Annotated in this window: 16 protein-coding genes, 1 tRNA gene and 2 pseudogenes; 12 read left to right on the top strand and 7 right to left on the bottom strand. The window is 70.7% G+C overall.

What is annotated here, in order from left to right; genetic code table 11:
• Positions 1 to 445 precede the first annotated feature (445 nt).
• Positions 446 to 838: a VOC family protein gene (locus tag EV375_RS03100; protein ID WP_130298078.1), complete on the bottom strand. Its 393-nt coding sequence runs from the start codon at positions 836 to 838 to the stop codon at positions 446 to 448.
• A gap of 162 nt (positions 839 to 1,000) precedes the next feature.
• Here EV375_RS03100 and EV375_RS03095 point away from each other — a divergent pair, with 162 nt between their 5' ends.
• Both EV375_RS03095 and EV375_RS03090 read left to right on the top strand, forming a co-directional pair.
• Complete coding sequence (locus EV375_RS03095) at positions 1,001 to 2,164, top strand: LLM class flavin-dependent oxidoreductase (protein WP_165434669.1); 1,164 nt, start codon at positions 1,001 to 1,003, stop codon at positions 2,162 to 2,164.
• Positions 2,165 to 2,511: 347 nt separating this feature from the next.
• A pseudogene (locus EV375_RS03090) lies at positions 2,512 to 3,633 on the top strand (IS256 family transposase); the annotation flags it as partial.
• A 532-nt stretch (positions 3,634 to 4,165) separates the two neighbouring features.
• Here EV375_RS03090 and EV375_RS03085 read toward each other — a convergent pair.
• A tRNA-Leu gene (locus tag EV375_RS03085) sits at positions 4,166 to 4,250 on the bottom strand.
• A gap of 154 nt (positions 4,251 to 4,404) precedes the next feature.
• On the opposite strand from EV375_RS03085, the gene EV375_RS03080 reads away from it, so the two are divergent.
• From EV375_RS03080 to EV375_RS03070, 3 genes are all read left to right on the top strand, one after another.
• Positions 4,405 to 5,739 (top strand): M20/M25/M40 family metallo-hydrolase, encoded by a 1,335-nt coding sequence (locus tag EV375_RS03080; RefSeq protein ID WP_130298076.1) that lies wholly within the window; start codon positions 4,405 to 4,407, stop codon positions 5,737 to 5,739.
• Between the two features lie 201 nt (positions 5,740 to 5,940).
• Positions 5,941 to 6,174, top strand: coding sequence for a chaplin (locus EV375_RS03075; protein WP_130298075.1), 234 nt, complete (start codon positions 5,941 to 5,943; stop codon positions 6,172 to 6,174).
• A 173-nt stretch (positions 6,175 to 6,347) separates the two neighbouring features.
• A complete protein-coding gene (locus tag EV375_RS03070; protein ID WP_130298074.1) occupies positions 6,348 to 7,070 on the top strand; it encodes a chaplin family protein in 723 nt (240 codons plus the stop codon).
• A 91-nt stretch (positions 7,071 to 7,161) separates the two neighbouring features.
• Here EV375_RS03070 and EV375_RS03065 read toward each other — a convergent pair whose 3' ends face one another.
• Entirely contained in the window at positions 7,162 to 7,350 is a 189-nt protein-coding gene (locus EV375_RS03065) for a DUF5703 family protein (protein WP_037976561.1), read from the bottom strand.
• Between the two features lie 47 nt (positions 7,351 to 7,397).
• On the opposite strand from EV375_RS03065, the gene EV375_RS03060 reads away from it, so the two are divergent.
• Entirely contained in the window at positions 7,398 to 8,069 is a 672-nt protein-coding gene (locus tag EV375_RS03060; protein ID WP_130298073.1) for a hypothetical protein, read from the top strand.
• Positions 8,070 to 8,142: 73 nt separating this feature from the next.
• On the opposite strand, the gene EV375_RS03055 is transcribed toward EV375_RS03060, so the two are convergent.
• Both EV375_RS03055 and EV375_RS03050 read right to left on the bottom strand, forming a co-directional pair.
• The gene (locus EV375_RS03055; protein WP_130298072.1) at positions 8,143 to 10,185 is read right to left on the bottom strand and encodes a helix-hairpin-helix domain-containing protein; all 2,043 of its coding nucleotides are present in this window, start codon (positions 10,183 to 10,185) and stop codon (positions 8,143 to 8,145) included.
• On the bottom strand, positions 10,182 to 11,168 hold the full coding sequence (locus tag EV375_RS03050; RefSeq protein ID WP_130298071.1) for an aldo/keto reductase: 987 nt from the start codon (positions 11,166 to 11,168) through the stop codon (positions 10,182 to 10,184). The genes EV375_RS03055 and EV375_RS03050 overlap by 4 nt, the downstream gene beginning before the upstream one ends.
• A gap of 75 nt (positions 11,169 to 11,243) precedes the next feature.
• Between EV375_RS03050 and EV375_RS03045 the strand changes: the two genes are divergently transcribed.
• A complete protein-coding gene (locus EV375_RS03045) occupies positions 11,244 to 12,314 on the top strand; it encodes an LLM class F420-dependent oxidoreductase (protein WP_130298070.1) in 1,071 nt (356 codons plus the stop codon).
• A gap of 172 nt (positions 12,315 to 12,486) precedes the next feature.
• On the opposite strand, the gene corA is transcribed toward EV375_RS03045, so the two are convergent.
• The gene (gene corA / locus EV375_RS03040) at positions 12,487 to 13,470 is read right to left on the bottom strand and encodes a magnesium/cobalt transporter CorA (protein ID WP_130298069.1); all 984 of its coding nucleotides are present in this window, start codon (positions 13,468 to 13,470) and stop codon (positions 12,487 to 12,489) included.
• A gap of 76 nt (positions 13,471 to 13,546) precedes the next feature.
• Here corA and EV375_RS03035 point away from each other — a divergent pair, with 76 nt between their 5' ends.
• The 4 genes from EV375_RS03035 to mshC all read left to right on the top strand — a co-directional run bounded on the left by EV375_RS03035 (position 13,547) and on the right by mshC (position 17,308).
• Entirely contained in the window at positions 13,547 to 14,299 is a 753-nt protein-coding gene (locus EV375_RS03035) for a histidine phosphatase family protein (RefSeq protein WP_130298068.1), read from the top strand.
• Positions 14,300 to 14,367: 68 nt separating this feature from the next.
• Complete coding sequence (locus EV375_RS03030; protein ID WP_055488301.1) at positions 14,368 to 14,958, top strand: DUF3090 domain-containing protein; 591 nt, start codon at positions 14,368 to 14,370, stop codon at positions 14,956 to 14,958.
• Positions 14,922 to 15,959 carry an SCO1664 family protein gene (locus EV375_RS03025; RefSeq protein WP_486588245.1) on the top strand — a complete coding sequence of 346 codons (1,038 nt, stop codon included), beginning with the start codon at positions 14,922 to 14,924 and terminating at the stop codon, positions 15,957 to 15,959. The genes EV375_RS03030 and EV375_RS03025 overlap by 37 nt, the downstream gene beginning before the upstream one ends.
• 119 nt (positions 15,960 to 16,078) lie before the next feature.
• A complete protein-coding gene (mshC, locus tag EV375_RS03020) occupies positions 16,079 to 17,308 on the top strand; it encodes a cysteine--1-D-myo-inosityl 2-amino-2-deoxy-alpha-D-glucopyranoside ligase (protein ID WP_130298066.1) in 1,230 nt (409 codons plus the stop codon).
• Between the two features lie 516 nt (positions 17,309 to 17,824).
• On the opposite strand, the pseudogene EV375_RS03015 reads toward mshC, so the two are convergent.
• Positions 17,825 to 19,030, bottom strand: a pseudogene (locus EV375_RS03015) (PAC2 family protein); the annotation flags it as partial.
• 309 nt (positions 19,031 to 19,339) lie between these two features.
• Here EV375_RS03015 and EV375_RS03010 point away from each other — a divergent pair.
• Complete coding sequence (locus EV375_RS03010; protein ID WP_486588244.1) at positions 19,340 to 21,058, top strand: glycoside hydrolase family 13 protein; 1,719 nt, start codon at positions 19,340 to 19,342, stop codon at positions 21,056 to 21,058.
• Positions 21,059 to 21,270: the final 212 nt, after the last annotated feature.

Here is a 21,270-nt window from a genome sequence, read left to right as displayed (position 1 = left end):
GAACTACCGGGACATGAGTAACGACGTTGACATCGATCCGGTCAAGCTCGAAGGCGCCGCTACAGGACAGACGCTTGAAGCGACGAATAGGGCGGTTGGTCTGGCGCGACGCACCGCCGGAGAGTTCAGGCGGAGTGATGGAACAGTTGGAGTGGGCTTCGTCAGGGCTGCGGAAGACGAGGACCGAGTACGGACGGGCACGGGCTTGTCGCTCACGCTGCCGTGCGCGATTTGATCGAGGTCGACGCAGCGTTTGGCGAGAGCTACTGCGATCACGGCCTCCTGGTGGTGTAAGCCAAGAGCAGTCCGGTCTTCGGACCCGTCAGCAAGACGGCATGGCCGCTCTCTTCGTCTCCGTGGTGCGGCGCCACGAAGAAGACCAAGTCGACGCCTTGCGGTCAGACAACATCGGTGAGACGTGGTGAAGCCGGTTGTTGCCGGAGCTTCAGAGGGCAGCGTAGACAATCACGCGGTTGCCCCAAGGATCGCTGATCACGACCCGGCGCTCGTGCGGACCATCGACCGGGCCATGGATGACCTGGCCGCCTGCGGCATCGAGCCGGTCGAGAAAAGCCACGATGTCATCGACCTTGAAAGCGGCTGCCACGACGCCGACCACGTCCTCGGTGTCCGCGGCGATGGCAAGGGTGCTGGGTCCCGAGTCGAGGGCGGCATAGCGGCCGCCGTCGACGAAACGGGTGGGGAGGCCGAGCACGGTGCCGTAAAACGCGACGGCCGCGGGCACGTCATCGACCGGATGCACGACCTGGCGCAGCCTCGCTGCCGGTGCTGCAGACGAAGGCTCAGTCGGGTGCGTGGGTGAGTCATGTGCGGTCATGAACACAGTCAACCCCGGCCCCCGAGGGGATGACTGTCCATTCTTGGCACAGCGCAGGGCGTCCCAAAGTGGCACAACCGTGGCCGCGCGGCGCGTGTGACAGTCATCACCGCGCGCAGCAAGGGACGCGCGAACTCCACCCTCGACGAGGAGGAAATGGCTATGACACTCAAGTTCGGCACCTTCATGGCGCCCTTCCACTGCCCCCCGGGCCAGGACCCCACGACGGCGTACGAGCGTGACCTGGATGTCCTCAAGCACATGGACAAGCTGGGCTTCGACGAGGCCTGGATCGGCGAGCATCACTCGGGAGGCCACGAGCTGATCCCGGACCCGATGTCGTTCATTGCCTGGGCCGCCCCGCAGACCAAGAACATCAAGCTGGGCACCGGCGTGCTCTCGCTGCCGTACCACAACCCCCTGTGGGTCGCGGACCGTGCGCTCTTCCTCGACCGTCTGCTGCGCGGACGGTTCATGCTCGGCCTGGGTCCCGGTGCCCTGCCGACCGACGCCACGATGATCGGTATCACATTGGAAGAGCAGCGCACGGCGTTCGAGGAGGACGTCGACGTGCTGATGGCAATCCTCCGCGGTGAGACCGTGACCGCGAAGACCAGCCGCTACAACCTTGTCGACGCGCACACCCAGTACGCGCCGTACAGCGACTTCGAGGTCACGGTCGCCGCGATCGCCTCCCCCACCGGACCGCGCATCGCTTCGAAGAACGGCATCCACTTGATGTCCGTCGGCGCAACCAACAAGAGCGGCTTCGACGCGTTGGCCCTGCACTGGGACGTGATGGAGGAGCGTGCGCCGCAGTTCGGCCACGTGCCCGACCGCTCGAAGTGGCGTCTGTGTGGCCCGATGCACCTCGCTGAGACGAAGGAGCAGGCCATCGAGGACGTCCGTTACGGCCTCGACGCCTGGTGCGACTACACCCAAGACGTGCTGGCAGCTCCTCACTTCCGGGCTGCTGGCAAGACCTTCGACGAGCGCATCGAGTGGCTCAACGAGAGTGGCCTCGGAGTCATCGGCACCGTGGACGACGCGATCGCCCAGATCGAGCGGCTCGAGGGCCAGTCGGGCGGCTTCGGCTCGTTCCTGCTCATCCATCACGAGTGGGCACGGCACGCCGCCACGCTCAAGAGCTACGAGCTCTTCGCCGACCACGTCAAGCCGAGGTTCCAGGGCAGCGCGGACCGTCTCCTCCAGTCCCAGGACTACGCGGTGTCGCGCTGGAACGAGCTGGACGGTCGCCAGGCCGACGCGATCGCCCAGGCCACCGAGCGGCACGCCAAGGAACGGGAAGCCACGGCGGCTGGCTGAGTGAGCGTCGGGGGTGTGGCCAGGCGGCCGGATCACGGAAGATCCGGCCGCCTGTCTTCGGTGGTGGCCGCCTCGAGCAGTTCGGGCAGGTCGGCTCCGTCGTCGTCGCGCTGGGTCGATCCACCATCCGGCCCGCGTGATCGTGCGGGCTCCCTCCTCGATGGGGGCCCAGTCGGTCTCACTCCACGTGCCTTCGGGGACGAGGGCGATCTTGGGCGGTCCGTCCAGGGGCGGCATGTCGTAGCGGGCGGCCCAGGCGCGAGCTTCGGCCTGTTCCTCGGCCCACCCTGCGGCGGCGTCGGGGCGTGTACAACGAAGGGTGGAACTGGATCTTGGAGTGACACCGAATGACTGACGTTGTACTGAGCCCCAGGCCGAGTCCGTACCGGAGCCGTCGGCTGCGGTCGCGGAGCCGGTGGTGGACGACCAGCTGGTGGGGATGCTGGTGGATCGGGCCCGCGCCGAGGGCCTGCAACTGGCTGGCGAGGGCGGGCTGTTGCAGCGGCTGACGAAGCGGGTGATCGAGTCCGCTCTGGACGGTGAGGTGACCGACCATCTCGGCTACGAGAAGCACGACGCCGCCGGGAAGGACGGCGGCAACTCCCGCAACGGGCGCCGGTCGAAAACGGTTACCACCGATATCGGGCCTGTCGGGATCAGCGTGCCGCGGGACCTCGACGGCAGCTTCGAGCCGCAGATCGTTCGCAAGCGGCAGCGTCGGCTGTCCGGGGTGGATGAGATGGTGCTGTCGCTGTCCGCCAAGGGGCTCGCCCACGGGGAGATCTCCGCCCACCTGGCCGAGGTCTACGGCGCGAGCGTGTCGAAGTCACCACCATCACTGACGCGGTCATGGACAGCCTGCACGAGTAGCAGAACCGTCCCCTGGACTCGGTGTATCCCGTGCTGTTCGTGGACGCGATCCACGTGAAGATACGCGACGGGCAGGTCGCCAACCGGCCGATCTACCTTGTCTTGGCCGTCACTGTCGAGGGCCACCGCGACATCCTGGGCATCTGGGCCGGCGACGGCAGTGAAGGCGCGAAGTTCTGGCTGCCGATCTTCACCGAGCTGAAGAACCGCGGCCTGAACGATGCCCTGATGCTGGTCTGCGACGGGCTGAAGGGCCTACCGGATGCGGTGGGGACGGTCTGGCCGGCCACCATCGTCCAGACCTGCATCATCCACCTGCTGCGTAACAGCTTTCGATACGCCTCCCGCGCGGACTGGGACACGCTCGCCCGCGACCTGAAGCCGGTCTACACCGCGCCGACCGAGGACGCTGCCACCAGCCGCTTCCTGGAGTTCAGCGAGACCTGGGGCAGGAAGTACCGGCGATCATCCGCCTGTGGGAGAACGCCTGGGCGGAGTTCGTGCCCTTCCTCGCCTTCGACGTCGAGACCCGCAAGGTCATCTGCTCCACGAACGCCATCGAGAGCGTCAACGCCCCGCGTCGATCACTTTCGGAACGTATATCTACGCGAAGCGTGGCTGACGAAACCGCTGGATGACTGGCTCGCGAAAGTCTTCCTACCGCACCGGCTCGAGGACACCATCGACCGTCCGGCAGCGGCAGCGGGCCACGCTCAACGGTCCCGTGATTCGGAGACAGAAGCATCAGCACGGGCGGTCATCGCGGACTGCGACTCCAAGCTCGCCACGCACGAGGCAGCTTGCGAAGCGGGCGCCGATCCCGCAATCGTGAGCGGGTGGATTGCCCGAGACCCAGGCTCGCAGTGCCAAGGCCGCAGCCGCCCTAGCGAGCGCATCCGAACGGCCCGCCCACATGAGCCGGGAAGCGATTGGGGAGCTCGTCCGCTCCGTCAGCGATCTCGCAGCAGCTGTCCGACAAGCCAAAGTGGAGGACAAAGCCGAGATCTACCGGCTGCTCGGGCTTCGGCTCACCTATGCCCCCAACAACGCGACCGTACTGGCCGAGCTCGCGCCCTGCCCCACGAACGACAAAACCCCACGGTTCGTGAAAGACCGTGGGGAAATGGTCCGTGTCGGGAGGGGGACTTGAACCCCCACGCCCTGTAAAGGGCACTAGCACCTCAAGCTAGCGCGTCTGCCATTCCGCCACCCCGACAAGGTGCGCCGCCCGCCATCGGCGTGCGGCCAGAGCCAACTTTAACACTGGATCCCGCGGCACCGATCACCCCGGCTCCCGCTCCCCGCCCTTGGGAAGGCGCACCGTAAGCGGGAGTATGGGGGCGGACCCCGCGGCGATACGAGGAGGCAGCGTGAACCAGTCGACCCCTGCACCGGCCGGTGGCGGAGCGAGCGCCGAGAGTGAGGTCGTCGACCTCTGCCGTGACCTCATCAGGATCGACACCAGCAATTACGGCGGCAACGAGGGCCCGGGGGAGCGGGCCGCCGCGGAGTACGTCGCGGAGAAGCTGGCCGAGGTGGGCCTGGAACCGGAGATCTTCGAGTCCCGGCCCGGCCGGGCCTCCACCGTCGCCCGCATCGCCGGGGAGGACCCCTCCCGCCCCGCGCTGCTCATCCACGGGCACACGGACGTCGTGCCCGCCAACGCGGAGGACTGGACGCACGATCCCTTCTCGGGGGAGATCGCCGACGGCTGCGTGTGGGGACGCGGCGCCGTCGACATGAAGGACATGGACGCGATGACCCTCGCCGTCGTACGGGACCGGCTGCGCAGTGGCCGCAGGCCCCCGCGCGACGTCGTGCTGGCCTTCCTCGCCGACGAGGAGGCCGGCGGCCTCTACGGGGCCCGGCACCTGGTCGACAACCACCGTGACCTCTTCGAAGGAGTGACCGAGGCCATCGGGGAGGTCGGCGGCTTCTCGTTCACCGTCAACGAGGACCTGCGCCTGTATCTGGTGGAGACGGCCCAGAAGGGCATGCACTGGATGCGGCTCACGGTCGACGGCACCGCCGGGCACGGATCGATGACCAACAACGACAACGCCATCACCGAACTGTGCGAAGCCGTGGGCCGGTTGGGACGGCACAAGTTCCCCGTGCGCGTCACCAAGACCGTGCGTTCCTTCCTGGACGAGCTCTCCGACGCCCTCGGCACCGAACTCGACCCCGAGGACATGGAGGAGACGCTCGCCAAGCTCGGCGGCATCGCGAAGATCATCGGCGCCACCCTGCAGAACACCGCGGCGCCCACCCAGCTCGGCGCGGGCTACAAGGTCAACGTCATCCCGGGGCAGGCCACCGCGCACGTCGACGGCCGCTTCCTGCCGGGACACGAGGAGGAGTTCCTCGCCGATCTGGACCGGGTCCTCGGGCCGCGTGTGCAGCGCGAGGACGTGCACGCCGACAAGGCGCTGGAGACGAGCTTCGACGGCGCGCTGGTGGACGCGATGCAGGCCTCACTGAAGGCCGAGGACCCGGCCGCGCGGGCGGTGCCGTACATGCTCTCCGGCGGCACGGACGCCAAGTCCTTCGACGACCTGGGTATCAGGTGCTTCGGGTTCGCACCGCTGAAGCTCCCGCCGGAGCTCGACTTCGCTGGAATGTTCCACGGCGTCGACGAACGGGTGCCGGTCGACGGTCTGAAGTTCGGTGTCCGCGTGCTCGACCGCTTCCTCGACCAGTGCTGAGCTGAACCGTCCGTACGGGCGGGGGAGATGGCAGTTCGCTCTGCTGCACTCCGCTCTCTCCCGCCCGCGGTGAATTCGGGCTCTTGTACGCAAGCACCCGGAAAGGGTGAATGCCCGCGTCGGCTCGTACCCCGATTCCTCCATCTTCGTTACAGGTGATGCGGTTCGAGGTTTGAACTGCACGCCAACGAGGAGGAATTCATGATCAAGAAGGTCGCCGCTGTCGCGGCTGCCGCCGGCGGTCTGATGTTCGCGGGTGCGGGCATCGCCGCTGCCGACCAGGGCTTGCAGGGGACGACCGGGAGTTCACCCGGCCTGGTCTCCGGCAACAACATCCAGGCCCCGGTCGATGTCTCCGCGAACGTCTGCGGCAACACGGTATCCGTGCTCGGGTGGATGAACCCGGCCGCCGGCAGCGCCTGCACCGGCAACTGAGGTCATCCCTCAACGCATGAGGAGCGAAGTCCGGGCGGCGGGCGCGCCGTTTGCGCGGCCGCGGTGCCGTCAGGGCTTTCAGGGGGGCGGATGCGCGGAATCCACGAATCCAATCCCCCTTTGTGTGCCCTTGTAACACCACTGGCAGATAGCAAGGCAGGGGAATCAGAACCATGCGACAGGTCACAAGAAAAGGCCTGATCACCGTAGCCGCGGCGGGTGGCGTGCTCGCCACGTTCTCGGGAGGAACGGCGTTCGCGGACTCGGCGGTGCAGGGAACCACCGGGAACTCGGGCGGAGTGCTTTCGGGCAACAACGTCCAGGCGCCCATCAGCGCCCCGATCAACGTGTGCGGCAACACCGTGACCGTCCTCGGGGCTCTCAACCCGGCGTCCGGCACCAGCTGCGGCGGCGGCGGGTCGACCAGCGTCAGCGGCAGCTCCGGGAGCTCGGAGGGCATCGGCTCCGGCAACAACATCCAGGCGCCGATCGACGTCCCGGTCAACGTGTGCGGTAACGGCATCAACGCGGTCGGCGTGGACAGTTCCGCATCGGCCGACTGCGGCGGCGACGCCGAGACGACGCCGCCCGGCGACGACGGGCCGGACAACCCGGGGCCGGACAACCCCGGTCCCGACAACCCGGGGCCGGACAACCCGGGGCCGGACAACCCGGGGCCGGACAACCCGGGGCCGGACAACCCCGGTCCCGACAACCCCGGTGGCTCTGGCGACGACACCCCGACCTCGGACGTGCGGACCCAGTCCGAGCCGATGGGCGAGCTGGCGCAAACCGGCGCCGGCGAGATGATCGGGATCGGCGTGCCGCTCAGCGCAGGCCTGCTGGTCGGCGGCTTCGTCCTCTACCGTCGTGCCGCGCGGCTCGCGCAGCGCTGAGTAGAGACAGCCTGAAAGACAGCGGAGCGGGCACCACACGGGTGGGGCCCGCTCCGCTGCCTTGTCCCGTCGCCTCCTCCGGCCAGGAGGCTCACCAGGTCGCGTGCAGCTGGCGGATGATCCGGCGGCGCAGCCGCACCCTGCGGCTGCCGTCGGGATAGAGCCGTGTACGGGCCAACTCCCAGTGCCCGTACTCGGCATGGTCGGTCAGAAGTCGGGTCGCGGCCTTGCGGGACACCCCGCGAGGAACGTACACATCGCGAAATTCGTATTCCGGCATCTCATCTATTGTGCGGGCAGAGGACCGATCCGGATAGCGTCTGCACTATGTCTGATGCTGAGCAGCCCACCGCTGCCGACGTACGCGCCGCCGCCGAAGCGGTGAAAGCCGCGCTGGACCGGCACCTCGAAGCGGTCGAGCGAAGGGCGGAGGGCGCCGGGAAAGACGCCGGGAACGGCGACTCCGACGGCGCCGTCTACGCCGCCTTCGACGAACTCGCGGCCGCGGGCGAGGCCTACGACGAGCTGCTCTACGAAACCTATGACGAGGTCACTCCATTCGAGATCCCCGGGGGTGACTCGATGCCCGCCTACACGGGGCCCGAGGTCCCCAGCGCGCTGAGCGTGCTGATCCGTCGCGACTACACCGTCGTCCATCCGCAGCGGCTGCTCTCGCAGGCTCAGCGCGTCACCGACCTCGATCCCGATTCGGCGGACGAGGACACCGCCGCCGCAACGTCGGCGGGCAGCAGCGTGCCCGCGGCGCTAGGCGTCCTGTTCGGGGAGTACGAGGCCGACGAGATCGCCACCCGGCACAAAGAATTCGGTCTCGAGGAAGGCGACTCGACGCTGTGGGTGGCCGCGGCAGAGGAACCGGCCGAGCCGGGGGAGTGGCTGACCGCGCCGTTCGAGCAGGCCGACCCCGAAAGGGTGATCTGCCGCTTCGACGTCAGCTCCGTCTTCGACGAGGCCGACATCGAGCTGGACGACGAAGAGTGACAGGACGGGCGGCGCCGCGGCACGCGGAACGCCGCCGCTCCCGCAGCGCCTGCTCGTGCTGGGGGAGTCCGTGCTACGCCGGGTCGTCCTGCGGCTGATCGTCCTGCACTCCGGCCGCGCCCGGTCCCGCCTGGGCGGTCCGAGCGGCTTCCGCCGCGCGGGCGGACTGCGTGAGCAGGGCCCGCAGCCGCGTGGTGCGTACCGGGGCCGTCACCGAGGCGACGGCCTTCGGGAGCGCGTCCTCCACGCCGTGGACGACGGACAGGTGCCTCTCAGCCCGTCCGAAGGCGGTGTATACCCACTCGCGGGTGAGATCGGAGGCCGCGTCGCCCGGCAGCACCGCCACCACGGCGGGCCAGCTCATCCCCACCGCCTGATGGGCCGTGACCGCCCAGCCGTGCCGGACCTCGTCAGCGACGCGATCACGCGCGACGACGACGCTCTCTCCCGTGGCGAGATGCTCCAGCCGCAGGCCCTCCTCCTCGCCGGAGACGACCACCGCCGGCGTCGCACGGCCACGTGAGGGGGTGTGGACGACGCGGTCACCCGGGTCGAAGCCGTCGAAGCGCCCGGGGCCGGGATGGAGCCGCTCCTTGAGAGCGGCGTTCAGCGCCCTTGTCCCCGCCGCTCCACCGTGGCCGGCGGTGATCACCTGGGTGTCGCCGGAGGGGACACCGATCGCCCTGGGTACCGAGTCGGCGACCAGCTGGACGGTGCGGTGCACTGCCTCGCCCGCATCCCGCACCGGCACGATGACGACCTCCTTGCCGGGGGCGTCGACCTGGTTCAGTTCGCCGATGCTGATGCCGGAGACGAGCTCGCCGACGGGGCCCGGGTCCGGCGTGCGCGAAGCGACGTGCGGACAGGCGCCGGAGGAGAGGACGTCGGCGAAGACCTGGCCCGGCCCGGCGGAGCCGAGCACGTTCGGATCTCCGCTCAGAACCAGCCGGGCCCCGTCCGGCAGGGATTCCACGAGGGCCGCGGCGGTCTCCGCGTCGAGCTGGGGAGCGTCGCAGACGATCAGGAGATCGAGCACCCAGGCACCCTCGCCGTCCCGTCCGGGCCCCTCGCGGCCGTCGAGCAGCCCGGCGACGGTGACGACCGGGGGGCGTGGCCGCTCGCTCGCGGCGCTGTCCGCACGGGCCGGGTCCGGCATGAGGCGCGCGAGGCGGTCGCGTCCGCCGGCCGTGTGTGCAGCGGCGCAGACACGGAGCCCCAACTGCCCGGCGGCCGTGAGCAGCGCGGCGGGTTCGGCGCGGGCCGCCTCGCCGCCGGTGTGGACGACCAGGCCGTGTCCGGCCACCGCGCGGATCAGCTCCGCCGCGGACGCCGAGGGAGCACCGGCAGCGGCGGTCTCCCACGCGTCCGGGCCCGTCTCACCCGGCGCGCCGGGCCGGGCCGCGGTACTGATCACTCGCCCCAGCCCGTCCGCGAGGCTCTCCTCCGCCAGCGCACAGTGCTCCAGGCCCAGCAGAATCCGTACGGGACGGCCCTCTTCTTCTTCCCGCTCGTCCTGGCCGGCCTCCGGAAGCCCTCCCTGGGGCATGGTGTCCAGCGCGTCCTCAAAGACGAGGACGGCTCCCGCGTCGACGGCCGACCGCACCGCCTCGTCGGGCTCCGGAACCGCATATCCGGAGAGGCCCTTGGCGAGGGCGGCGGGTTCCAGAGCCGTGTGCCCCGCCAGCGCCGCGCGCTCCAGCAGCCACAACACGAGCGCCTGGGTGCGCCGTTCGTCACCGGGGCCGCCCGCCTCGCCCAGCAGCGCGCGGGCGAATCCGTCCGCCTGCTCGGGTCGCACGCCCGGAACGGCGAGCAGCTGCCACGGGTCGGAGCGCAGCAGGTCGCCGGACTGGTCGCCGAGGACTTCGGCGACGCGGGGAGCCAGCGCTTCCGGTGCGCCGCCCTCTGCAAGCACCTCGCGCAGTCCGTCGGGGACGTCTACGGGGCCGCGACGGGCTGCAACGCCCGCCGGCGCCGGCCGCGGGGCGGCGGATGGTTCCGGGCGCGGCGCGGCCTGCGGCTTCTCGGGCGCAGTGAAGAAGGACGCGGCGGAGCGCTCGCCGCTCTCCACCGCCCTTACCGCAGCGAGGAGTTCGGCTGCCTTGTCGTCCGTCACAGCTCGCTCCAGTCCTGGTCGGGGTAGCGGTGCACCGGCGCCGAGACATCGTCGAGCGCGCGGCAGATCTCGTCAGGAAGAGTAAGGGCTTCCACTGACAGCGCCTCCGTGAGCTGCGCGGCCGTGCGCGCCCCGACGACCGGCGCCGTGACGCCCGGTCGGTCCCGTACCCAGGCCAGGGCGACCTGCAGGGGGGAGACGGCCAGCCCGTCCGCCGCGGTGGTGACGGCGTCGACGATCAGCCCTGCGGTCTCGTCGAGGTACGGGGCGACGAAGGGCGCCAAGTGCTCGGAGGCTCCGCGGGAGTCCTCCGGCGGCTCGGTGCGGCGGTACTTGCCTGTGAGCACGCCCCGCCCCAGCGGTGAGGAGGGAAGCAGTCCGAGGCCCAAGTCGAGTGCGGCGGGCAGCAGTTCACGCTCCACGCCGCGCTGGAGCAGCGAGTACTCCATCTGCGTGCTCGCCAGCCGGGCGCGCGCTCCGGGAGCCGCGAGCTGCCAGGTGGCGGCCTTGGCGAGCTGCCATCCGCTGAAGTTGGAGATCCCCACGTAGCGAGCGCGGCCGGTGCTGACCGCGATGTCCAGGGCCTGGAGGGTCTCGTCGAGCGGCGTCGCCGCATCGAAGGCGTGCACCTGCCACAGGTCGACGTAGTCGGTGCGCAGCCTCTCCAGGGATGCGTCGAGGGCGGCGAGCAGATGCCCGCGTGAGCAGTCGAAGCGTCGGTAGGGGTCGGGAACGCTTCCGGCCTTGGTGGCGACCACCACGTCGCGCCGCGGTACGAGCCCTTCCAGCAGCCTGCCCAGGAGATATTCGGCACCGCCGTCCGCGTAGACGTCGGCCGTGTCGACCAGCGTGCCGCCTGCTTCCCAGAACGTCTTGAGCTGATCTGCCGCGTCCCTCTCGCCGGTGTCCCGGGCCCAGGTGAGGGTGCCGAGGCCGATTCGGGATACGCGCAGGCCGGTACGGCCGAGGTGCCTTGCCTCCATGGGCGTTGAGGTTACTTGCGGGCCCGCGCTAGAGTCCCGGGGACAGTGACGTTACTGATCAGTAAGGGGGCCCGTATGCGGCTTGGTATCAACCTCGGCTACTGGGGTGCGGGGATGGACGCGGACAACCTCGCCGTCGCGCAGGAGGCGGACCGCCTGGGCTACTCCGTGTGCTGGGCCGCCGAGGCCTACGGCTCGGACGCTCCCACCGTCCTGTCCTGGGTGGCAGCCCAGACCGAACGCATCGACGTCGGCTCCGGCATCTTCCAGATCCCCGCCCGTACACCAGCCATGACAGCCATGACGGCGGCCACCCTCGACTCGCTCTCCGGCGGGCGCTTCCGGCTGGGCCTGGGCGTCTCCGGGCCGCAGGTCTCCGAGGGCTGGTACGGCGTGAAGTTCGACAAGCCGCTCTCCCGCACCCGCGAGTACGTGGAGATCATCCGCAAGGCCATGTCCCGCGAGCGCCTCAGCCACCAGGGCCGGCACTGGACCCTGCCGCTGCCCGACGGGCCGGGGAAGCCCATCAAGCTCACCGTGCACCCGGTGCGCGAGGAGATCCCGCTCTACATCGCGGCGATCGGCCCCAAGAACCTCGAGCAGACGGGCGAGATCGCCGACGGCGCGCTGCTGATCTTCTTCTCGCCCGAGCACGCCGAGGAGACCACGCTGCGGCACCTGCGGGCCGGACGGGAGAAGGCCGGCACGGGCACCGGCGGGAGCGGGGGGCTCGGGGACTTCGACGTCTGCCCGACCGTCCCGATGGCCGTGGGGGACGACGTCCACGCGCTGGCCGACCAGTTCCGCCCGTACACGGCGCTCTACGTCGGCGGGATGGGCAGCCGCAAGCAGAACTTCTACAACCGGCTGGCACAGCGGATGGGATACGAGAAGGAGGCCGCCGAGATCCAGGACAAGTACCTGGCGGGGGAGAAGGACGCGGCGGCAGCGGCGGTGCCGCACGAACTCATCGACTCCACCACCCTCGTCGGTCCCGTCGACCGCATCGCCGACCGGATGCGTGCCTACGCCGAGGCCGGAGTGACCACGCTCTCCCTCGCTCCCGCCGGTTTCACCCTGGAGGAGCGCATCGCGGGGTTGCGGGCGGGAGTCGAAGCGCTGGAGCGGGCGGGAGTGGCCCGGTAGCGGCCTCGTAGCGGCGCCCTGCGGGCATGCCGACGGCCGTGGAGGGGGCTCGGGGGTCTTCCCCGCCACGGCCGCTACGCAGCTCAACGCGCCGCGGGGCGCAAGGGTTACGCGGCACTTTCTCCTGTGTGAGGGCCGTTCACGTCCGGGCGGAGCACGAGACGCCCAGTCCTCACATCCAGCCGCGGCGCTTGAAGACGCGGTAGAGCAGCAGACATGCCGTCAGGATGGCCACCAGCACGGCCGGGTAGGCCCAGGGGTGGCTCAGCTCCGGCATGTGCTCGAAGTTCATGCCGTAGATCCCGGCGATGGCCGTCGGGATGGCGAACATGGCCGCCCAGGCAGAGATCTTCCGCATGTTGTCGTTCTGCCGGACGGACATCTGCGCCAGGTTCGCGTTGAGTATGTCCGACAGCAGCCGGTCGAGGCCGTCCACCTGTTCGTTGACGCGGGTCAGGTGGTCGCTCACGTCCCGGAAGAAGGGCCGCGAGTCGTCGTGGACGAACGGCACGCCGGGACGCATCAGCCGGTCCAGGGGCTCGGCGAGCGGACCGGTGGCCCGGCGGAAGCCCAGGACCTGCCGCTTGAAGGTGTAGATGCGGCCGGCGGTGTCCCGGGCGGCCTGGGCCTCCGGAGCGAAGACCTCCTCCTCCAGCCCGTCGAGGCCGACCTGGAGATCGGCCCCCACCTCGACGTACTGGTCCACGATCGCGTCGCTGACCGCGTACATCACGGCGGTCGGACCGTGCTTGAGGACCTCCGGTTCGCGCTCCAGCCGCTCGCGCACCGCACCGAGCGGATTGGTCTCCCCGTGACGCACCGAAACCACGAACGAGTCGCCGACGAACAGCATGAGTTCGCCGGTGGAGAGGGTGGCGGTGGACTGGTCGTAGCAGACGGGCTTCAGAACCAGGAACAGCGAGTCCGCGTAGACCTCGAGCTTCGGGCGCTGGTGCGCGTGGAGCGCGTCCTCGACGGCGAGCGGGTGCAGTCCGAACTCGCTGCTGACGAGATCGAATTCGGACTCGGTCGGCTCGTGCAGCCCTATCCACAGAAAGGCGTCGCCGCTCGTCCTGGCCTCGTCGAGGGCGTCGGAATAGTCGGACACGCGCTCCATGCGGCGCCCGTCCCGGTAGATGGCGCAGTCCACGATCACGACTGGTCATTGTGCCCCGAAGCCGCCGATGCAACCACCGCCCGGCCCCGTGGAACGCTCACTTACGCTGGCAGGCATGCCCACGCTCATCCTCGTACGGCACGGCCGTTCCACCGCCAACACCTCGGGACTGCTCGCGGGCCGCACCCCGGGAGTGGCCCTCGACGAGCACGGCCGGGCCCAGGCCGGAGAGCTTCCCGGGCGGCTGGACGCCCTGCCGCTGGCGGCCGTCGTCAGCTCTCCTCTGCTCCGGTGCCGCGAGACCGTCGAACCCCTGGCCGAGGCACTGCCGGACCTCCCGGTGCACATGGAGGAGCGCATCTCCGAGTGCGACTACGGCGACTGGAGCGGCCGCAAACTGGCCGAGCTCGCCGAGGAGCCGCTGATGACGACCGTGCAGCAGCATCCCTCGGCGGCGGCCTTCCCCGGCGGGGAGTCGATGCGGGGCATGCAGGCGCGTGCCGTGGAGGCCGTACGCGAGTGGAACGTGCGCATCGAGGCCGAGTACGGGGCGGACGCGCTGTACGCGATGTGCTCGCACGGGGACATCATCAAGTCGGTCGTCGCGGACGCCCTCGGGATGCATCTGGACCTCTTCCAGCGCATCGCCGTCGGCCCGTGCTCGCTCACCGTCATCCGCTACACGCCGCTGCGGCCCTTTCTGCTGCGGCTGGGCGAGACCGGCGAACTGGGCACTCTCGTACCGCCGGAGCCGCCGTCCGGCGAGGCAGACGGGGCCGGCGGGGAAGACGCACAGGAGGGCCGTGCGGGTGTGCAGGACACGGCACCCGGCCACGGCAGCGATGCCACCGTCGGGGGCGGAGCCTGAGCAGGAAGATCGGCACGGGCAGTAGGGTGCCGTAGACCGAATAGACGTCGACGACAACGGAGCAGGACGTGTCCCGTCAGGTGTTCCTCTACGACCCGCCGGACCGATTCATCGCCGGTACCGTCGGGCTGCCAGGGCGGCGCACCTTTTATCTCCAGGCGTCGGCCTCGGGCCGGACCACCAGTGTCGCTCTGGAGAAGGCGCAGGTCGAGGCGCTGGCCGAGCGGATCGACGAACTGCTGGACGAGGTGGTGCGGCGCTCCGGCGGCAACGCACCCGTGCCGGCCGTCGCGCCGTCCGAACTCGACGACACGGAGCCTCTGGAGACCCCCGTCGAGGAGGAGTTCCGCGTCGGCACCATGGCGCTCGCATGGGACGGCGACGGCGAACGGATGGTCGTCGAGGCACAGGCCGTCGTCGAACTGGAGGCCGACTCCGACGAGGATCTCGCCGACGCCGAGGAACGACTGCTCCAGGACGACGAGAACGGGCCGCCCATGCTGCGTGTACGGCTGGAGGGCACCATGGCCCGGTCGTTCGCCAAGCGCGCGCTCGAGGTCGTCAACGCCGGCCGCCCGCCGTGCCCGCTGTGCAGCCTCCCGCTCGACCCGGAGGGCCATGTGTGCCCGCGTCAGAACGGATACCGGCGCGGCGAATGAACCAGGCAGCCGATTCCGGTCATCCGCCGCCGGATGCGGCGGCCCTCGCGCCCGCGGCCGAGGAGACGCGCTCCCTCCTGGAGTTCGGCACGCTGTCCGTGCTCGGGCAGATCCGGCAGGCCTCGAACGCCGTCCTCTTCGGCGAGGTCGAGCACGAGGGACGCCGGGTTCCGTGCGTCTACAAGCCGGTTGCGGGCGAACGTCCGCTGTGGGACTTCCCCGACGGCACGCTCGCACAGCGCGAGGTGGCCGCGTACGAGATCTCCCGCGCCACCGGATGGGACCTGATCCCGGCGACGGTGCTACGGGAGGGCCCGTACGGAGAGGGGATGTGCCAGGCCTGGGTGGGGCCGCTGCCGGGCAGCGAACCCGCCGGCGGAGCCGCGGAAGACGGCGACAGGGATCACGACGGTGACGCCGAAGCCGGCACGGACGCCACGGACGCAGCCGGCACCGGGCGGCCGGACGCGAGCGGCCCGGCCGGCGAGACCACCGGCCCGGACGACGGCCGCGGCGGCGAGGAGCTGCTCGCCGTCGTGGAGGGCGACGAGCCGGGGGAGGGCTGGAAGCCCGTCGGACACGTCGACACCGGAAGCGCGCGGCCCGCGCTGCTCGTTCACGCCGACGACGACCGACTGCGCCGCCTGGCCGTCATCGACGCCGTCATCAACAACGGCGACCGCAAGGGCGGCCATCTGCTGACCCTGCCCACCGGTGCGCTGTACGCCATCGACCACGGCGTCTCCTTCCACGTGGACGACAAGCTCCGCACCCTGCTGTGGGGTTGGGCGGGGGAGGAGCTGACGGCGGAGGCGACGGCCACGCTGCGCGCGCTCGCCACGGCGGTCGAGGAGAGCGCGCCGCTCGCCGTGCGCCTGTCAGAACTGATCACAGCGGCCGAAGTCGAGGCCCTGCGCAAGCGGATAGACGGACTGATCAGCTCCGGCCGCCACCCGCTGCCCAGCGGCGACTGGCCGGCGATCCCGTGGCCGCCCGTCTGACGCACAACAGCGCGGCCGTGACCGGTCAAGAGCGCCTGTCCGGCCGTCTCCGCAGGCAAGAGACCGAGTGCGGCAGTCCCGTTCGAACGGCGCATCCCTGGTCGGGTTAGGCTCAAGGAATGCATGCCTGGCCCGCTTCCGAGGTCCCCGCCCTGCCTGGCGAGGGTCGCGACCTCGAGATCCACGACACCGCGAGGGACGGCCGCGCCACTCTGGTCCCCGGCCCCGTCGCCCGCCTGTACGTCTGCGGGATCACCCCGTACGACGCCACCCATCTTGGGCACGCTGCCACGTACAACGCCTTCGACCTGGTACAGCGCGTGTGGCTCGACAACAAGCGGCAGGTTCACTACATCCAGAACGTCACCGACATCGACGATCCGCTCCTGGAGCGGGCACACGCCACCGGCGAGGAGTGGGCGGCGCTTGCGGAGCGCGAGACCTCGCTCTTCCGGGAGGACATGACGGCTCTGCGGATTCTGCCTCCGCGTCAGTTCGTCGGCGCGGTCGAATCGATTCCGCGCGTGGTCCCGCTCGTCGAGCGACTGCGGGACCAGGGGGCCGCGTACGAACTGGACGGGGACATCTACTTCTCCGTCGACGCGGACACCCACTTCGGCGAGGTCTCCCGCCTCGACGCGCAGACCATGCGGCTCCTGTCCGCCGAGCGCGGCGGCGACCCGGAACGCCCCGGCAAGAAGAGTCCGCTCGACCCGATGCTGTGGCGCGCCGCCCGTGAAGGCGAACCGCAGTGGGACGGCGCATCGCTCGGCCCGGGCCGCCCCGGCTGGCACATCGAGTGTGTGGCCATCGCCCTGGAGCACCTGGGCATGGGCTTCGACGTGCAGGGCGGCGGCTCCGACCTGGCCTTCCCGCACCACGAGATGGGCGCCTCGCACGCGCAGGCGCTGACCGGCGAACACCCCTTCGCGCAGACGTACGTGCACGCCGGGATGGTCGGCCTGGACGGCGAGAAGATGTCGAAGTCCAAGGGCAATCTGGTCTTCGTCTCACAGCTGCGACGTGAGGGCGTCGACCCCGCCGCGATCCGCCTCACGCTGCTCGCCCATCACTACCGGTCGGACTGGGAGTACACGACGGCCGGTCTCGACGAGGCCCGTGCGAGGCTCGCGCGCTGGCGGGCCGCCGTCTCACGGCCCGACGGTCCGCCGGCCGACGACGTCCTGGAGGAGATCCGCGCCGCACTCGCGGACGATCTCGACTCACCGGCCGCGCTTGCCGCAGTCGACCGCTGGGCGGCTGCGCAGGAAGCCGGAGGCGGCACGGACGAGAGTGCTCCCGGCATGGTCTCGCGAGCGGTCGACGCGCTCCTGGGGGTCGCGCTGTAGGCCGCGCCCCAGCGTGCGGCCCGTGTCGCCGCCTCTGTCTCGGCCTTCACGCGGAAGGGCCGCCCTGCCGGATGTGCGGGGCGGCCCTTCCGGTGCGTCCGGCGCTCACTCCTCGCCGGTGTCCTTGCTGTTGCCGCTGTTCTTGTCGCTGTTCTTGTCGCCGCTCTTGCGGTCCTTGCCGTCGTTGCGGCTCCGGGCGTCCTTCCCGCTCCCGCCGCCGTCACCGCTCTCGCCGTGGCCCCCGTCGGAGGACGCCTCAGGCTTCCCCTTCTTCGCGTTGCCGCCGTCGGCGTCGTTCTTGGCGTTCCGCTCCTCGGCCTCGTTCTTGGAGGCGTCTGCCGCCGGCTTGCGTCTGCGGCCGGTCCGGCCGGTGCTCGGGGCGCCCTTTTCGGTGCTGCCGCCGCTCCTGCCGCTCGTGCCGCTCTTGTTGCCAGAGCCCCCCTTGCCGGCTCCGCCGGTGCTGCCGGAGCGGGTGGAGGCGCCGCGGGTGCGCCTGGCAGGCTTCGCCGGCTTGCCGGACCCTGCGTCCTCGTCGGCCCCGGCGTCCTCGTCGGTGCGTGCGTCCTCGTCCGTACGTGCGTCCTTGTCCGTGCGTGGGTGCTTGTCCGCATGTGCGTCCTCGCCCGTACCGGCTTCCTTGCCGGTCCCCGTTTCCGGGTCTTCAGCGTCCCGGTTGCCCTGCTCCCCGCGCGGACCCTCGTCGTCCTCGCCGTCGTCCTTCGGGCCCTCGGCGGCGCCGCCCTTGGCAGAGGGCTTCGCAGGACGGGAGCGTCCGCCCCCCGAACCGCGCCTCGGGGCCTCGCCGCCGAAGGCGGGGGGCGAACCCGCCCCGGATTCCCGGGCGTTGCCGCCCATCCCGGTCCCCGGGCCGTCGTCACGCCGCCGCAGATACCGCTCGAACTCCTTCGCGATGGCCTCACCGGAGGCCTCCGGCAGCTCGGCCGTGTCCCGTGCCTCCTCCAGCGACTGCACGTACTCCGCCACCTCGCTGTCCTCGGCGGCGAGTTGGTCCACGCCCAGCTGCCAGGCCCGCGCGTCTTCCTGGAGTTCGCCCAGCGGCACGTTCAGCCCGAGCAGATCCTCGAGCCTGTTGATCAGGGCCAGCGTGGCCTTCGGGTTGGGCGGCTGGGAGACGTAGTGCGGCACCGACGCCCACAGGCTCACCGCCGGGACACCGGCGTGGGTGCACGCCTCCTGGAGGATGCCGACGATGCCCGTCGGCCCCTCGTACCTCGACTCCTCGAGATTCATGGTGCGTGCCAGGTCCGGATCGGACGTCACGCCCGTCACCGGGACGGGCCTGGTGTGCGGGGTGTCGCCCAGCAGCGCTCCCAGGACGACCACCATCTCGACGCCCAACTCGTGCGCGAAGCCCAGGATCTCGTTGCAGAAGGAGCGCCAGCGCATGCTCGGCTCGATGCCGCGCACCAGCACCAGGTCACGTGGTCTTCCCTTGCCGCCCGCGTCGTCGACGCGTACGACGGCCAGCCGGGTCGTCGGCCATGTGATCTTGCGCGAGCCGCCGTCCAGCCACACCTGCGGCCGGTTGACCTGGAAGTCGTAGTAGTCCTCCGCGTCCAGCGCCGCGAAGACCTCGCCCTTCCACTCCCGCTCCATGTGCCCGACCGCGGTGGAGGCTGCGTCGCCGGCGTCGTTCCAGCCTTCGAACGCGGCCACCATGACCGGGTCGACCAGCTCGGGAACTCCCTCGAGCTCGATCACCCAGCGCCTCCTTCCGGCCGGGTGGTGTGCGATGACGCGCACCCGGCTGCCGTTCGGTTCCGTGCGGCAACCAGCCTACGGCGTGAGCACGCGCGGACCGCAGCCCTGGCCGCACCCGTACGTCCCGAGTCAGCGGAAGCCCGCCGCTGCGCGGGCCCTCGCCATGACCTGCACGGCATTCCTCATGGGGTTCGGACGCGGCAGCCGCCTCGGGCGGACGGCGGCGGTGTACGTACAGTGCCCGTCGGCATGGTCCGCGTCCGGACGGACGAGCGGGCCGCCGACTGCGCCGCTTCGTGAGAGGACAACGTGACAGCCCGCACGCTCCGACAGCCCATCGAAACAACCGACGACTGGTGGCGTGACGCCGTCGTCTACCAGATCTACGTGCCCAGCTTCGCCGACTCCGACGGCGACGGCATGGGCGACCTGCGCGGTGCCGCCGACCGCCTGGGTCACCTGGCGGAGCTCGGCGTCGACGCGGTCTGGCTGACGCCGTTCTACCCCTCGCCGTGGGCGGACGGAGGCTACGACGTCTCCGACTACCGCGGTGTCGACCCGCGCCACGGAACCCTCGACGATTTCCGTGACCTCCTCTCGCGCGCCCACGGGCACGGCCTGAAGGTCATCATCGATATCGTCCCGAACCACTGCTCCGACCAACACCCCTGGTTCGAGGAGGCGTTGGCGTCCCCGCCCGGTTCACCGGCCCGGGACCGCTTCCACTTCCGCGACGGCAGCCGGCCCGACGGAAGTGAGCCGCCCGCGGACTGGCAGTCCAAGTTCGGCGGCCCCGCCTGGACCAGGACTCCGGACGGGCAGTGGTACATGCACATATTCGCCGCCGAACAGCCCGACCTGAACTGGGAGAACCCGGAGGTCGCCGCGGACTTCGAGCGCACACTGCGCTTCTGGCTGGACCTCGGCGTCGACGGCTTCCGCGTCGATGTGGCGCACGGCCTGCGCAAGGACCTCGTACCGCCTCTGCGCCACACCTTCGGGAACGACGCCGCCCCCCTCAACTCGCCGCCGCAGGGCGACGATCACCCCTTCTGGGACCGCGACGAGGTCCACGAGGTCTACCGCTCCTGGCGGAAGATCCTCGACTGCTACGAGCCGGCCCGCATCGCCGTCGCCGAAGCGGGCGTCAGCGCCGCCCGGCTGCCGCTCTACACCCGCCCCGACGAACTCCACCAGGCCTTCAACTTCTTCCATCTGCGCTGCCCCTGGGACGCGAAGTCCTTCCGCAGCGTCATCGACGAGTCCCTCGAGGGCGCACGCTCCGTCGGCACCCTGCCGACCTGGGTTCTCTCCAACCACGACGTGGTGCGCCACGCCACCCGCTACGGCCTGCCGGAGGGCACCGACTTCGCCGAGTGGCTTGTCGGTGACGGGCGCGAGCCCGCTGCCGACGTGGGACTCGGCCGGCGCCGCGCCCGCGCGGCCGCCCTGCTCACCCTGGCCCTGCCCGGCACCGCATACCTGTACCAGGGCGAGGAGCTGGGGCTGCCGGAGGTCGCGGACCTGCCGGCCGAAGCGCTGCGAGACCCCATGTGGGAACGCACGGGGTGCACGCAGAAGGGCCGGGACGGCTGCCGTGTACCGCTGCCGTGGTGCCAGGAGGGGCCCTCCTACGGGTTCGGCCCCGGCGGCAGCTGGCTCCCGCAGCCCGAGGGGTGGGGAGCCCACTCGGCCGAGGCGCAGAGCGGCGTGGAGGGCTCCTTCCTCGAGCTGTACCGCACCGCGCTGGAACTGCGCCGCGGTTTCCGCGGCCGGCCGGGTGGCGACCGCCTGGAGTGGCTGCACGCGGCCGAGGGTGAACTCGCCTTCCGCAGGGGCGGGTTGTTCGAGTGCCGGGTCAACCTCTCCGGTCGGCCCGTGCCGCTGCCGGACGGCGCCGTGCCGCTGCTCGCGAGCGACGGCTCACCGGGCGCTCCCGGCCGGCCGGGCCCCCGCCCGCACATGGGCCTGCTCGAACCCGACACCGCGGTCTGGCTCGAACCCGGCGGCGCGGGCGCCGAGGGCTGACCTGCCGGGACGGGAAGGACGGGGAGGACGGGAAGGACGGGAAGGACGGAAAGGACGGGAAGGACGGGCCGGGCCGGGGCCGAGGGGAGGACGGCGGGCGGGCCCCGCCCTCGGCGTGACCCGCCCGCGTGCGTCCCCGTGCGGTCCCGTCACGGCCGCACGAGGGCGCGCTCCGCCCCCTCTTGCGTGCGGCTCGGTTGCCGCGCTGTCCC

This window comes from Streptomyces sp. CNZ301, from assembly GCF_004217425.1.
Note: the sequence above shows the minus strand (reverse complement) of the source record. Positions and strands in the feature narration are given on the sequence as shown.